Origin of the sequence: Actinokineospora enzanensis DSM 44649, assembly GCF_000374445.1 — a bacterium.
Classification (GTDB): Bacteria; Actinomycetota; Actinomycetes; order Mycobacteriales; family Pseudonocardiaceae; genus Actinokineospora; species Actinokineospora enzanensis.
Map to the genome: position 1 here is coordinate 118716 of NZ_KB894420.1, position 13877 is coordinate 132592.

Below are 13877 nucleotides of genomic sequence, written 5' to 3' on the forward strand. Positions count from 1 at the left end.
TCAGACGGCCTGTACGCCCCCGATCTCGCCGCTGCGGAAGGCATCGACGAACAACCGATGGTCCTCCCGGGTCTGCTCCGCATAACGCAACGCGAACTCCACCACCCAGTCCACGAACTCGCCTTCACGCCCGGCCAGCACCACCGATATAGCGTCCTCGACCTGGAAATCGACCAGCGCCTGCTCCGAATCGGAGTCCGAGACACAATGCGCCTTGGCCGTGGCCCGCCCCAGATACGCCACCACCGGCAACATATCCGCGGGCTCGCTCAGCTCCGACCAATCCAGATCGGACGTATACGGCGACAACTCCGCCACCACGAACCCGACCCCGTCGATCTCGGTATGCCCCAACCACGGATCGGCGTGTGCCTGGAGAGCCCGCTGCGACACGGCGGTGCGGTGCCCATGGTGATCGAAGTAACCACGGATCCGCTCGTCGGTCACGATCCGACTGGGCGCCGCCACGTTCGCCTGTTTCATCGACAGCACCACGTCGTTCTCCAGTGCCTGCGACCGCCCCTCGACCAGCACGTTGTACGCGGGTAACCCCGCCGAGCCGATGCCGAACCCGCTGCGCCCGACCACGTCCTTGATCCGGTAGCTCAGGCTGCTCACGGCCCGCTTCCCGTCCGGGATGGTGTCCAGGTACCGCTCGAACGCCGCCTCCACCCGCGCCCGTTCGTCGTCGTCGAGTCGGCGGGTGCCGGGCCGCATTCGGAACGCCCGGTCGAAGTCGCGGACCTCGGTGATCTCGTCGAGCAGGTCGACCCGGGTGGCCAGGCGGGCGCGCAGCAGGACGTGTCGCAGGGCGCCGTCGGTGTTGTCGATGTGCAGGCGGAACATCTCGTCGCCGGGGTGTTCGGCGAACGAGCGGACCTGGTCGACGTAGGCGCGGGTGTAGGCGCGGACCAGTTTGGTGATCTCCGCGTCGGGCAGTGCCTTGCGCCAGCCCAGCAGGGCCATGCTGGCCGCGAACCGGCGCACGTCCCAGGTGAACGAGCCGGGGTAGGCCTCGTCGAAGTCGTTGACGTCGAAGACCAGGGTGCCCTCGGCGTCCATGTAGGTGCCGAAGTTCTCCGCGTGCAGGTCGCCCTGGATCCACACCCGGCCGGTGCGGTCGTCGGCCCACTCGTCCGGCTCGTCGGCCATGTCGGCGTAGAACAGGCAGGCGCTGCCGCGGTAGAAGGCGAACGGCTCGGCGGCCATCTTGCGGAACTTGCCGCGGAAGGCGGCCGGGTCGGCGCTCATCAGCTCGTCGAACGCCGACTGCAGCACGGACACGATGCGGGCGCGACGGTCGTCGCTCATGCGGGGACTCCTCGGGGCCGGGGCCGGTCCCGCCAGGTTGTCCATAGTGGATTAACACCGCGTTCACACCCGGTTTCGCGCACCGGAATCGTGAACCGGACTCCGGTACGGCCCTGGCGGGCACGGATGGTCACTCGACGCAGAGGTTCCCATCACCCGGCAGGCCGATCAAGATCCGTTCTGTCCGGTCCGCGCCGACCGCCCGCGACCGCGAGCACACGCCCGGCGAGCGATCCGGCGGCCCGCTCCCCCCTCCCGGTGGCCTGGTGCCACCGAACGGGCGCTTCCGGGGCGCGACCCTGGGCTATTTCCGGGTGGCTCACTACCTTGTGGACTCGACCCCGGCGGGAAATCACGATGGCAGGTAATCCGATCGAGTAGTTCCGTCACTCTGGACGCGCGTTCCGAGCCGATTGTCCGGCAGAGTTCACGCATCGCGCGCGGGCCATGAAACGCGCTCGCTTTCACATTTCCGGCGGGGAACCGGAGTTCGATCGGTGCGCCGACCCGGGGAACCGGGCCGGGAAAGGGAAGACGGCATGAACATCTACGTCACCGGGTTGCTGTGGGTCGTCGGGGCGGCCGTGGTGACCGCCGCGGTCGCCTACCTGATCCGCCGGATCGGCGAGACCCAGGGCACGATGGACAACAACGAGGCCGCAGGCCAGGTGTTCACCATCGTCGGCGGCCTGCACGCGGTGCTGCTGGCGTTCGTGCTGATCTCCCTGTTCGACGCCACCGACGCCGCCGAGGAGGACTCCTACCGGGAGGCCGACAACCTCGTCGCCGCCCAGTGGGCCGCCGACTCGCTCGGCGAGCCGACCCGCACCGAGCTGCACGACCTCACCGCGACCTACCTCAACACCGTGATCCAGCAGGAGTGGCCCGACCTGGTGCAGGGCGACGACGACGTCTCCGGCGACGGCTGGCAGACCCTGGACCGGATGCGGCAGGCCGTCGCGAAGGCCCAGGCCACCGACGACTGGCAGAACGACGAGAAGTCCGACGCGGCCAACAAGCTCTGGGAGGTCTACCAGGCCAGGCAGGACCGGCTCAACGCGGCGGGCAACGGCATCAGCGACGTGCTGTGGTTCGCGCTGATCGCGGGCAGCGTCATGTCCGTGGCGCTGCCGCTGATGTTCGGCGGTCCGCGCCCGGTCACGCACATCGTCATCGTGTCGATTCTCGCGGGCACCCTGTCGCTGCTGCTGTTCGCCACCCACCAGCTGCAGAACCCCTACAGCGGCGGCGCCAAGATCGAGCCAGCCGCGTTCGAAAGCGCCCAGGCCAGGCTCCAGTGAGCCCCGGCAGGAAGCACCGCAGGACGGCCGCCGCGCTCGACAAGCGCGTGGTGCTCGCGGCCGCGGGCGTGGCGTGCGTGGTCGGCGCGGCCGGGGTCGTGCTGCGCGGTGCCGAGGGCGAGGCCGCCCAGCCCCGGGGCACCGACTGCGTCTTCTACCGGGTGCACAGCCCCGACTCCGGGCTGTCCGTGCTGAGCAAGGTGGACCTCGCCGACGACACCGTCACCCGGGTCGCCACCCTCGGCTACCGGGTCAACGCCATCGGCTACTCGGTGCCGCTGAACACGTTGTGGGGCCTGGCGACCCGCGACGCGCACGGGTCGTTCACCAACGGCGCGCACGTCGTCGCCATCAGCGGCAACGGCAGCGTCGTCGACTACGGCCAGGTGCACAGCAACAACGACCTGGTGTTCCCGCACGACCGGTTCATGAGCGTCACCGCGGGCACGATGGTGGGCAACACGCTGGTCATCCGCGAGGCCGCCACGCTCTACCGGATCGACCTGAACCCCAGCAGTCCGGACTACATGGCGCTCGTCGGCAGCACCCCGATGTGGCCGGGCGGCCTGGCGAGCGACGTCGACGACTTCGACGTGCGCGCGGGCGACGGCCTCGCCTACGGGGTGAGCGCGGCCGACCACGAGCACGCCAGGGTGGTGCGGATCGACCTGACCAGCGGCCAGGTGTCGCGTGTGGACGCGCCTGCGCTGCCCGGCAGCAGCTCCTACGGCATGGTGGTCATGGGCCCGGACGACGCCCTCTACGCGGGCGCCAACCGGGTCGAGGGTGCCGCCCGCCTCTACCGGGTCGGGCTGGACCCGAACGCGCACGTCGATCCGATCGCCACCTGGGCGGCGGTCTCCTCCGCGGACGCCACCTCCTGCCTGCCCGGCATCGCCCCCGCCACGACCGCGCCGCCCAGCCCGCCGCAGCAGCAACCCGTGCCACCCCCGGCGGCCCGCACGACCACGCCACCGCCGCCGCGCGTGACGTCCACTGTGATCAGTCCCACGCCGATCCCGGTCGTGCCGCCACCCCCGCCCGCCGTGCCCCCGGCCGTCCCACCGCCGGTGCCCGCGCCCCCGGTTCCGGCCGCGCGTGCCACCTTCCGCAAACCACCGCCGACGGTCGCGGCCCCGCACGTGAACAGCGCCCACCACAGCACCCAGGAGAAGCGGCGCTGGGGCGTGACCATGCTGGTGATCATCATCGGCGCGGGTGCCGCCGCGGCCGCCGGTCGCCGCCGGAGGTAGGGACAGCCCCACCATCGACTCACCGGCCAGCGCCATGGGTTCGCGCTGGTGGCGGCCATAACGTCAAACCCAGTCCAGAGCGGAACCGGTGAAGGCTGGGGTGAATGACCGTGATCGACTCTGTGCGCCTCGAACAGGTGCGCAAGACCTACGGCAAGGGCAACGGGGCCGTCGCCGCGCTCGACGGGGTGAGCATCGGCTTCCGGCAGGGCACCTTCACCGCCGTGATGGGGCCGTCCGGCTCGGGCAAGAGCACCTTCCTGCACTGCGCGGCAGGACTCGACCGGCCCACCGCCGGTTCCGTCCAGCTGGACGGCGTCGAACTGACCGGCCTGCGCGAGAAGGCCCTCACCCGGCTGCGCCGCGACAAGATCGGCTTCATCTTCCAGGCGTTCAACCTGCTGCCCGCGCTCACCGTCGCGCAGAACATCACCCTCCCGCTGCGCCTGGCCGGACGGCACGCCGACAAGGCCGCGCTCGCCGAGGTCGTCGGCCGGGTCGGGCTCGACCAGCGGCTGCGGCACCGGCCCGCCCAGCTCTCCGGCGGCCAGCAGCAGCGCGTCGCCATCGCCCGCGCGCTGGTCACCCGACCGGCGGTGATCTTCGCCGACGAGCCGACCGGCGCCCTGGACACCCGCACCGCGCGCGAGGTCCTCGGCCTGCTGCGGCAGTCGGTGAGCAACGGCGGGCAGACCATCGTCATGGTCACCCACGACCCGGTCGCCGCCTCGTTCGCCGACCGCGTCGTGTTCCTCGCCGACGGCAGGCTCGTCGACGAGCTGCACCGGCCGACCCCGGAGACGGTCGCCGAGCGGATGACCCACCTGGGCGCCTGGGCGGGGGCGGCCTGATGTTCGGCCTGGCCATGCGCACCCTGCGGTTCCGCAAGGGCGGCTTCCTGGGCACCTTCGTCGCCCTGTTCTTCGGCGCGGCACTCGTGCTGGCCTCCGCCGGGCTGATGGAGACCGGCATCCGCACCGCCGTGCCGCCGCAACGGATGACCGCCGCCGACCTGCAGGTGGTGGCGCCGCAGACGTTCGAGATGCCCCGTGAGGCGGGTTCCTCGGACGATCCCAAGATCAAGTATGAGACGGCCGAGCTGACCGAGCGGGTCCGTCTGGACCGCGACCTGGTGGTGGCCGCGCGTGGCGTGTCCGGGGTGCGCGACGCGGTGCCGTACGTGTCGTTCCCGGTGCGGGTCACGGGAAGCCCTGTCAGCACCGGACTCGGCTGGGACGCCACCCGCGTCGGCCACTACCGGCTCGATGGCGCGGAACCGCGCGCGGGCCAGGTCGTCGTGGCGCCGGGGATGGCACGGCCGGGGGACCGGGTCACCGTGGTGGCACGGGGGAGCGCGCGGGAGTTCACCGTCAGCGGGTCCGCCGACATGCCCGGCACCGAGGCCGCGCTGTTCTTCGCCGCCGCCGATGTTCCCGCGTTGTCTGGACAGTCCGGTGTGGACAGTGTCGCGGTGGTCGCCGAGCCGGGAACGGACCTGACCGGCCTGGCCGAACGACTCGGCCACCTGCGCCCGGCGGGCGAGCTGGACGTGCTCGCCGACGACGACCGAGGGCTGGCGGAACTGCCGGAGGCGCGGACCATGAGCACCGGCCTCATCGCGCTCGCGGGCGTCACCGGCGGCCTGGCCATGATGGTCGCGATGTTCGTGGTCGCCTCCACGCTCGGCCTGTCCGTGCAGCAACGCGGCCGCGAACTGGCGCTGCTGCGCGCGATCGGCACGACACCGGGCCAACTGCGGCGCATGGTGCTGTCCGAGGCGATGGTCGTCGCCGTGTTCGCCACCCTGCTCGGCTGCATCCCCGGGCGCTTTCTCGGCAAGGTCCTCTACGAGCAGCTCGCCCAGCGCGGCGTGGTGCCGCCGGAGATGGCGTTCCACCAGGGCTGGATCCCGATGGTCATCACCGTCGGCGCGGGCCTGTTGACCGCCCTGGGCGCCGCCTACCTCACCGCCCGCCGCGCCGGGCGCACCCGACCGACCGAGGCCCTGGCCGACGCCGCGCTGGAGACGCGCTGGCTGAGCGTGCCCCGGGCGATCATCGCGGCCCTGGCCTTCGGTGGCGGCCTGGCGCTGCTGATCGTCACCATCACGGTGATGGACGGCCCGATCGCGGCCAGCACGGCGGGCCCGTCGGTGATGCTGTGGGCCATCGCGGTCGCGCTCACCGCTCCGGCGCTGACCAAGGCGGTACTCGGCCTGGTCCGCTGGCCGCTGCGCGCCTTCGCGGGCATCCCCGGTGAACTCGGCCTGCTCAACGCCCGCGCCCGCACGGTCCGGCTGGCCGCCGCGGTCGTGCCGATCATGCTCGCGGTCGGCGTCACCACCGCCAACATCTACCTGCAGACCACCATGGGCCAGCAGTCCCGCGAGGCCTACGCGGCCACCCTGCGCTCGGACGCGGTGATCGCCTCGACCAGCGGCGGCCTGCCCCGCGACCTGCTCGCCCGCGCCCGGCACACCCCCGGAGTCACGGCGGCGTCCGAACTGGTCACCTCGCGCGTGTTCGTCATCGACCCCATCCCGGATTCCTCGGAGGACGACGGCTACCCGGTCCAGGGTGTCGGCGGCGACATCGCCGAGACCACCGCGCTCACCGTCACCGGCGGCTCGCTGGACCGGCTGGTCGGCGCCACCGGCGCGTTCCCGGACTCGCTTGAGCTGAAGGTCGGCGAGCGGGTCAGGGTCCGGCTCGGCGACGGCGCGGTCCAGGACGTCACGGTCGCGGCCACGTTCACCGGCGTCACCGGCTTCGAGACCGTGCTGATGCCCGCCGACCTGGTCCTGCCGCACACCACCAACGGCCTGCCCGGCCAGATCCTGCTCCGCGGCGACGTGTCCGCGGCCGCGGCCCTGGCCGCCTCGGTCCCCGGCGCGATCGTCGGCGACCGCGCCACGCTGACCGCGGCGTTCGAGGAGAAGCAGGCGGTCGGCGAGTGGGTGAACTACATCCTGGTCGGCATGATCATGGCCTACACGGTGATCTCGGTGGTGAACACGCTGGTCATGGCCACGGTCAAGCGCCGCCGCGAGTTCGGCCTGCAACGCCTCACCGGCTCCAGCCGGGGCCAGGTGCTGCGCATGATGGGCATGGAGGCGCTGGTCATCGCCCTCATCGGCGTCGTCCTGGGCACCCTGGTCTCGGCCGCCACCCTGGTGCCGTTCACCCTGACCTCGGCGGGCACGATCTGGCCGACCGGGCCGCTGTGGGTCTACCTGTCGATCATCGGCGGCATGTCGCTGCTGGTCGTCCTGGCCACCCTGCTGCCCACCTGGACCGCCACCCGCACCCGTCCGGTCGACGCCGCGTCGCTACCGGACTGACCGGACCGGGGGACCTCGCCCAAGCCACTCACACCTCGGGCGAGGTCCCCCACCCTGTGCTGTGGACGTGGATTCGTTGGCACCGTGGGGTTTTCGCGTGGCGCGGCCTGCGGGTGGACGGGTGTCGGGGTTGCGGCAGTCCTCGTCGGCGATGTCGCTCCGTCGATCGCGGCCTGCGCCCGAGTTGTCCACAGGCAAGATCGTCTTTGCCCCGGGGTCGGCGGTTTCCCCGGTATAATGGAGAAATAGGGGATCCCCTGTGGAAGGGGACCTCTGCGGGCGCGTGGGCGAGTGCCGGTAGGGGCCGGGTTCGCCGGTCGTGGGGTTCGTCGATACTGGGGTTTCGTCGATACTGGGGTGTGGCTGGGCTGCCGTGCGGTCGGGTCAGGTGCGGGCGAGGGTGATTCGGCGGCGGATCGGGGCGTAGTGCTCCTCCACCGCCTCCGCGAACCCGTCGAGGTCCCCGACCCGTGCCGCGTAGGCGATCGCGCGGTGTAGCGCCGCGGTGTGGTGGTCCTCGTTCGGCATTCCCAGGTGCGGTGCGACAGTCGCGTACACGTCCCAGAACGCGTGGGTCAGCTGGCTGACCAGTTCGTTGCCGATGGGGCGGACCAGCATGGCGTGGAAGTCCCGGTCGGCGGCGAGGACGTCGTCACCCGCGGCCATGCGTTCCACCAGCTCGTCCAGGTGGTCCAGGTGGTCGCCGTCGAGTGCGCCGACGATGCGGGCGGCGTTGCCGCGTTCGAAGAGCTCGCGGACCTCGACCAGGTCGGCGAGGACGCCGAACTCGTCGTCCGGGCTCAGCAGGCCACGGAAGGTGAGGCCTTCCACCAGGGCGGACAGGCTGAGGCTGCCGACATAGGTGCCGTGCCCGTGCCGGACCTCCACGATGTCCAGCGCGTCCAGGGTCTTGATGGCCTCGCGGACGCTGGAGCGGGAGGCGCCCAGGGCCGCGCACAGCTCGTTCTCGGTCGGCAGCGGCGCGCCCGGTCGCAGGCGGTTGTCCAGGATGTAGCGCTTGATCCGCTCGGTGACCTCCTGCCGGAGCAACGACCGCCCGGCCCGCTCGTTGGACACCCCGTCCCCTCTCCTCGTCGGCGACACCTTCTCACGGCCCGCGCCCCACGTCGTGAGTCGGCTGCGGATCGTCTCTTTGTTCAACAATCCTCCTATTGAATCATTGGATTGTTTGACAATGAGAACCTGCCAACCCCCAATCAATCCTTCAGGGGTGAGCTGGGCAAATGTAGGATGAAGCGGGGAACAAGATGTCTAGACCAACTGGCGCGATCGACCCCGATTCGGGCTGAATCGATTTTGACAGTGGGCTCGGGCGCTGGGTACGGTCGGCACCGCCCCGTCCGGTGGATCGCCAACGCAGTCGACAGCCCGGCGCCCGCAGACCGATCGACGACGAGGCCGGAGAGATGACCATGAGCGTGCCCCCCAACCCGGTGGTCGCCGAGGTGACCGCCCGGATCGTGGCCCGCAGTGCCGTGACCCGCGCCGACTACCTCGCCCGGATGGCCGCCGCCACCTCCCCCCGCCCGATGCGCGCCGGGCTCGCGTGCAGCAACCTCGCGCACGGTTTCGCGGCCTGCGCGGGCCCCGACCGGTTAGCGGTCAAGGGCACCGCGGTCCCCGGGGTGGCGATCGTGTCCGCCTACAACGACATGCTGTCCGCGCACCAGCCGCTGCAGGAGTTCCCCGCCTGGATCAAGGAGGCGGTCCGCGAGTCCGGCGGCGTCGCCCAGTTCGCGGGCGGCGTGCCCGCGATGTGCGACGGCATCACGCAGGGGCGCGCGGGGATGGAGCTTTCCCTGTTCAGCCGGGAGGTCATCGCGATGGCCACCGGTGTGGCGCTGGCGCACGACATGTTCGACGCGGCGCTGCTGCTCGGCGTGTGCGACAAGATCGTGCCGGGGCTGCTGATCGGCGCCCTCGCCTTCGGCCACCTGCCCGCGATCCTCGTTCCCGCCGGTCCCATGGCCTCCGGTCTGCCGAACTCGGAGAAGGCCCGCGTGCGCCAGGCGTTCGCGGAGGGCCGCGCCACGCGTGACGACCTGTTGGCCGCCGAGTCGGCCTCGTACCACTCGGCAGGTACCTGCACCTTCTACGGCACCGCGAACTCCAACCAGCTGGTCGTCGAGGTGATGGGCCTGCACCTGCCCGGCGCCAGCTTCATCCCGCCGGGCACCCCGCTGCGCCGCGCGCTCACCGAGGCGGCCGGGCGCCGCGCGGTCGCGATCAGCGCGCAAGGGCCGGAGTACACGCCGGTGTCACAGGTGATCGACGAGCGCGCGGTCGTCAACGGCGTCATCGCGCTGCTGGCCACCGGTGGCTCCACCAACCACACGTTGCACCTGGTGGCCATCGCCGCCGCCGCGGGCATCCAGCTGACCTGGGACGACTTCTCCGACCTGTCGGCGGTCGTGCCGCTGCTGGCCCGTATCTACCCCAACGGCCAAGCCGACATCAACCACTTCGTCGCCGCGGGTGGCGTCCAGTTCCTGATCTCCGAGCTGCTCGACGCGGGCCTGCTGCACGCCGAAGTGTCCACTGTGGCCGGTCCGGGGCTGGACCGCTACCGCCAGGAACCTGTGCTCGACAACGGCGTCCTGACCTGGCGCGACGGCCTGCGCCGCAGCGCCGACCGGGACGTGCTGCGCCCGTTCGCCGACCCGTTCGCCCCCGACGGCGGCCTGCGCATGCTGGCGGGCAACCTCGGCCGCGCGGTGATCAAGGTGTCCGCCGTCGCCGCCGAACACCGCGTCGTGCAGGCGCCCGCGCGCGTGTTCACCACGCAGGAGGCGGTGTCCGAGGCGTTCAAGGCAGGCGAGCTGGACCGGGACGTGGTGATCGTCCTGCGGCAGCAGGGCCCGCGCGCCAACGGCATGCCCGAGCTGCACGCGCTGACCCCGGCCCTGAGCGCGCTGATGAGCCGCGGCCATCGCGTCGCCCTGGTCACCGACGGCCGCATGTCCGGCGCCTCCGGCAAGATCCCGGCCGCCATCCACTGCACCCCGGAAGCCGCGGCGGGCGGCCCTATCGCCCTTCTGCACGACGGCGACCTGGTCCGGCTCGACGCCGACAGCGGCCAGGTGGACGTCCTGGTCGACGCGGACGTGCTCGCCGCGCGCGTGCCGGTCGACGCCCCAGCCGAGGACGGCGCCTGGACCGGCACCGGCCGCGAGCTGTTCACCGCCCTGCGGCGCGCCGTCGGCCCAGCCGACCATGGCGCCAGCGTGTTCGGCCCGGCCTTCGCCGCCGACCGCGAACTGGAGTACACCGCGTGACCGAGATGAATTGCCGAGCCGGGTTGGAGAACGTCGGATGAGCCTGCTGGACGTGTCACCGGTGGTGCCGGTCGTGGTGATCGAGGACGTCGAGCGGGCGGTGCCGTTGGCGGCCGCGTTGCTGCGGGGCGGGGTGGGGATCGTCGAGGTCACGCTGCGCACCCCGGCCGCGCTGGAGGCCATCCGGCGGATCGCCGCCGAGGTGCCGGACACGGTGGTCGGCGCGGGCACGGTCACCGCGCCCAAGCACGCGGCCGCCGCGCTGGAGGCCGGGGCGCAGTTCCTGGTGACACCGGGCAGCACTGACCGCGTGTTGGACGCGGCAGCCGACACTGGACTGCCACTACTACCCGGCGCGGCCACCGTCACCGAGGCGATGCGGCTGGCCGAGCTTGGGTACACGGAGCTGAAGTTCTTCCCGGCAGAGGCCGCGGGCGGTGCGGCGTTCCTGAAGTCCATCGCGGGTCCGTTGCCGGGTCTGCGGTTCTGCCCCACGGGCGGCATCTCCGTCAGGACCGCGCCCAGCTACCTGGCACTGCCCAATGTTGGCTGCGTCGGTGGTAGCTGGCTCACGCCCACGGGCGCCGACCCGGCCGAGATCGAGCGGCTCGCCAAGGAGGCCTCGGCCCTGCGGTGATTGTCTGTCGGCTCGTGCGGTGATGGTCGGCCGTCTGTCAAGCGGACCGGCGCGCCTGTGGATGGCTGACGCCCCTGTGGACAACCGCTTGGGGACCCCCGGATTCCATTCTACCGGGGAAGGACGACGGCTCGGGCTCGCGTTGATCTTGCCTGTGGATAACCTCGGGCGGGAGTAGGGCTCGGCGGCTATTGGCCGACAGGAGTCACAGTAGAGAGGCGATGGTGTCGCTGATCTCGGTGACCCAGGCCGGGTCGCCCAGGCTGCGGGACCACAGGGTCGTCTCCGTCGCCCGCGCCTGGGTCCAGCGGCGCACCCGGTCGCGGTCGACCTCGGCCGCCGCCGCGAACTCGGCGATCCGGCGGTCCATGGCGCGGCGCAGGTCCGGTTCGGCGGCGACGGCGGCCCAGTCGCCACGCAGCAGGGGGAGTAGTTCGGCGGCCGGGTCGCCGACGAGGCCGTTCGGGTCGATGACGCGGAGGCCGTCGTCGGCGCGCATGATGTTGCCGAAGTGCAGGTCACCGTGGAGCAGCGACGTGTGCGGTTCCTCGGCCAGGTCGCGGGCGTTGGCCAGGGCGGTGTCGATCACGCGTTGCGGTAAGGGCGATCCCAGGCGTGCGGCGTGGTCGGGGACGATCTCGATCCATTCGCGTGCTTTGTCTGAAAGGGACGGTAGGCCAGGCGGCGCGGGGATGGCCAGACGTCTGGCCAGGGCGCCGACGGCGGTGAACGGGTCGGGTATCGGTGTCTTCAATGGATGGAGACGTTCCAACAGCATGGCGAACCGGTCATCATCGCGTTCCAGCAACCGCGCCGCGCCGTTTCCGTTCCACGCCGCCAAAGCCGCCGGTTCCGCCGTGTAACTGAGCGGGTACCCGACCTTGAGCACCACCGGGAAGCCGTCGGCGCGCACGGCCGGAACCACCACGCCGACGAACCCGTGCATGACCTCCCCGGATGCCGTGCACGACCAGCGGTCCAACAACCCCGCGACCAGATCGGGCAACGCCGAGACCCATGCCCGACCGGCCTCGCCCTCCCGACGGATCGTCGCCTCGGCGAACGGCACCGGAATCGTCAACACCAGAACCCCCAGCGGTCACGGAACCCACGTCCGTCCACACGCTATCCGGGAGCTGGCACGACGTGTCGCATGCGGCCGCGACACGTCTCGGCTGATCTCACTACTGGCAGTACCCGGCACCGGCGGCCATGCACGCATCGCCTCGGAAAAACCTGGTGGTGCCGTCCGGATAGGTGGCGGTCACGGAGGCGGTGGCCTGAGCCGCGCCGGGGCGTGGGGCAACGGTCAGTACACATGCGGGTTCGACGTTGGAGCACGCGTACAGGAGGGTCCCCCCGCCATACGTCCAGCGGTACCTGGCCCCGGCGATCGGCCAGTCCAGGTCGAAGGTGACGTGGTAGCCGAACTGGCTCTGCCCCTGGTATGAGCATTTGCCCGGAGTGCGGGAGCCGCTCTCGATCTGGCAGAACATCGCCTGTTGTGGGTTTGCCGATGCGGGGGCGGCGGCCGAGAAGGTGAGGCCGGTCGCGGCGACGGCGGCGAAGGCACGCCGGATTGCTGTGCGCATAAGGGATCTCCAAGACTCGATGGGGAGTGGAGGAGGGCGACATCGGCCAGCGTAGGAGTCGGGCGACCGCCGCCGATGCGTCTGATCCGGTGGCCGTGACCGTTCGGTCGCGGCTCGTCACCGCCGGGCGGGCGGCGCTGCCCCGGCGTCCGGCCGAATGGACGTATTGGTTGAGACATCCGACCTCTAGCGGCCTGATATCCTTGCCCTTGACTGCGCATAGCTGCATGATGGACGCATCAAACGAGCAGTAATGAGCAGAGGCTGAAGCTGGGGAGGTCACTCGTGTCGTTCGTGCAGACGGAGATCGGCAGCCAACCCGACTGCTGGGCGCGCGCCGCCGGGCTTGGTCGGGAAGTCGTCCGCCCGGGGGCGAACGTGGCCGTCGTGGGCTGCGGGACGTCCTGGTTCGTCGCGATGGCCTACGCCGCGTTGCGGGAGGCGGCCGGGCACGGGCGCACCGACGCGTTCGCCGCGTCCGAGGCGTTGTTGACCCGCGACTACGACCACGTCGTCGCCATCACCCGGTCCGGCACCACCACCGAGGTCGTCGACCTGCTCCGGTCGGCCACCGCGCCGACCACCGTGATCACCGGGGTCGCCGACGCGCCCGCCGCCGAACTGGCGGGCAGCACGATCCTGCTCGACTTCGCCGACGAACAGTCCGTCGTGCAGACCCGGTTCGCCACGACGGCCCTCGCGTTATTACGCGCCTCCCTCGGTGAGGTTCTCGACCGCGCCGTCGCCGACGCGCGCGCCATGCTGGCCGTCGACGAGCTGCCAGTGGGGGAGCAGTTCACCTTCCTCGGTCGCGGATGGACGGTCGGGCTCGCGCACGAGGCCGCGTTGAAGCTGCGCGAGGCCGCGGGCGCGTGGGCCGAGTCCTACCCCGCGATGGAGTACCGGCACGGGCCGATCAGCATCGCCCAGCCCGGCCGCGTCACCTGGATGCTCGGGCCGACCCCGGACGGGTTGGCCGAGCAGGTCCGGCAGACCGGGGCCACGTTCGTGCAGAGCGGGCCGCTGGACCCGATGGCGCACCTGGTGCTCGCCCAGCGCGTCGCCGTCGACACCGCGCTGCGAGCCGGGCTCGACCCGGACCGGCCGCGCAACCTGACCCGCTCCGTCATCCTCGCGGACGCCTGAC

The 13877-nt window shown here is 71.4% G+C and carries 11 protein-coding genes; 7 read left to right on the forward strand and 4 right to left on the reverse strand.

What is annotated here, in order from left to right:
* A complete protein-coding gene (locus C503_RS0121070) occupies window positions 1-1311 on the reverse strand; it encodes a DUF2252 domain-containing protein (RefSeq protein ID WP_018684206.1) in 1311 nt (436 codons plus the stop codon).
* A 539-nt stretch (window positions 1312-1850) separates the two neighbouring features.
* Between C503_RS0121070 and C503_RS0121075 the strand changes: the two genes are divergently transcribed.
* The 4 genes from C503_RS0121075 (at window position 1851) to C503_RS0121090 (ending at window position 7205) form a co-directional block, all read left to right on the forward strand.
* Window positions 1851-2612, forward strand: coding sequence for a bestrophin-like domain (locus tag C503_RS0121075; RefSeq protein WP_018684207.1), 762 nt, complete (start codon window positions 1851-1853; stop codon window positions 2610-2612).
* Window positions 2609-3865 (forward strand): DUF6923 family protein, encoded by a 1257-nt coding sequence (locus tag C503_RS0121080; RefSeq protein WP_026316531.1) that lies wholly within the window; start codon window positions 2609-2611, stop codon window positions 3863-3865. The genes C503_RS0121075 and C503_RS0121080 overlap by 4 nt, the downstream gene beginning before the upstream one ends.
* A 104-nt stretch (window positions 3866-3969) precedes the next feature.
* A complete protein-coding gene (locus C503_RS0121085; protein ID WP_018684208.1) occupies window positions 3970-4716 on the forward strand; it encodes an ABC transporter ATP-binding protein in 747 nt (248 codons plus the stop codon).
* Window positions 4716-7205 (forward strand): FtsX-like permease family protein, encoded by a 2490-nt coding sequence (locus C503_RS0121090; protein WP_018684209.1) that lies wholly within the window; start codon window positions 4716-4718, stop codon window positions 7203-7205. The genes C503_RS0121085 and C503_RS0121090 overlap by 1 nt, the downstream gene beginning before the upstream one ends.
* Before the next feature lie 384 nt (window positions 7206-7589).
* Here the strand turns inward: C503_RS0121090 and C503_RS0121095 are convergent, their stop codons facing one another.
* The gene (locus C503_RS0121095; protein ID WP_018684210.1) at window positions 7590-8282 is read right to left on the reverse strand and encodes a FadR/GntR family transcriptional regulator; all 693 of its coding nucleotides are present in this window, start codon (window positions 8280-8282) and stop codon (window positions 7590-7592) included.
* Window positions 8283-8638: 356 nt separating this feature from the next.
* On the opposite strand from C503_RS0121095, the gene edd reads away from it, so the two are divergent.
* Both edd and eda read left to right on the forward strand, forming a co-directional pair.
* The gene (edd, locus tag C503_RS0121100; protein ID WP_033400873.1) at window positions 8639-10501 is read left to right on the forward strand and encodes a phosphogluconate dehydratase; all 1863 of its coding nucleotides are present in this window, start codon (window positions 8639-8641) and stop codon (window positions 10499-10501) included.
* Between the two features lie 37 nt (window positions 10502-10538).
* Window positions 10539-11138 (forward strand): bifunctional 4-hydroxy-2-oxoglutarate aldolase/2-dehydro-3-deoxy-phosphogluconate aldolase, encoded by a 600-nt coding sequence (gene eda / locus C503_RS0121105; protein ID WP_018684212.1) that lies wholly within the window; start codon window positions 10539-10541, stop codon window positions 11136-11138.
* A gap of 205 nt (window positions 11139-11343) precedes the next feature.
* Here the strand turns inward: eda and C503_RS0121110 are convergent, their stop codons facing one another.
* Window positions 11344-12219, reverse strand: a complete 876-nt coding sequence (locus C503_RS0121110; RefSeq protein ID WP_211222434.1) for an aminoglycoside phosphotransferase family protein — start codon at window positions 12217-12219, stop codon at window positions 11344-11346.
* Between the two features lie 103 nt (window positions 12220-12322).
* Window positions 12323-12730, reverse strand: coding sequence for a hypothetical protein (locus C503_RS0121115; protein WP_018684214.1), 408 nt, complete (start codon window positions 12728-12730; stop codon window positions 12323-12325).
* 285 nt (window positions 12731-13015) lie between these two features.
* Between C503_RS0121115 and C503_RS0121120 the strand changes: the two genes are divergently transcribed.
* Window positions 13016-13876: an SIS domain-containing protein gene (locus C503_RS0121120; RefSeq protein ID WP_018684215.1), complete on the forward strand. Its 861-nt coding sequence runs from the start codon at window positions 13016-13018 to the stop codon at window positions 13874-13876.
* Window position 13877 lies beyond the last annotated feature (1 nt).

Bases quoted from the DNA above. Each gene is read 5' to 3' on its own strand.
- C503_RS0121070 (WP_018684206.1), bottom strand. From the start codon at position 1,311: ATGAGCGACGACCGTCGCGCCCGCATCGTGTCCGTGCTGCAGTCGGCG.
- C503_RS0121075 (WP_018684207.1), top strand. From the start codon at position 1,851: ATGAACATCTACGTCACCGGGTTGCTGTGGGTCGTCGGGGCGGCCGTG.
- C503_RS0121085 (WP_018684208.1), top strand. From the start codon at position 3,970: ATGACCGTGATCGACTCTGTGCGCCTCGAACAGGTGCGCAAGACCTAC.
- C503_RS0121090 (WP_018684209.1), top strand. From the start codon at position 4,716: ATGTTCGGCCTGGCCATGCGCACCCTGCGGTTCCGCAAGGGCGGCTTC.
- edd (WP_033400873.1), top strand. From the start codon at position 8,639: ATGAGCGTGCCCCCCAACCCGGTGGTCGCCGAGGTGACCGCCCGGATC.
- eda (WP_018684212.1), top strand. From the start codon at position 10,539: ATGAGCCTGCTGGACGTGTCACCGGTGGTGCCGGTCGTGGTGATCGAG.
- C503_RS0121115 (WP_018684214.1), bottom strand. From the start codon at position 12,730: ATGCGCACAGCAATCCGGCGTGCCTTCGCCGCCGTCGCCGCGACCGGC.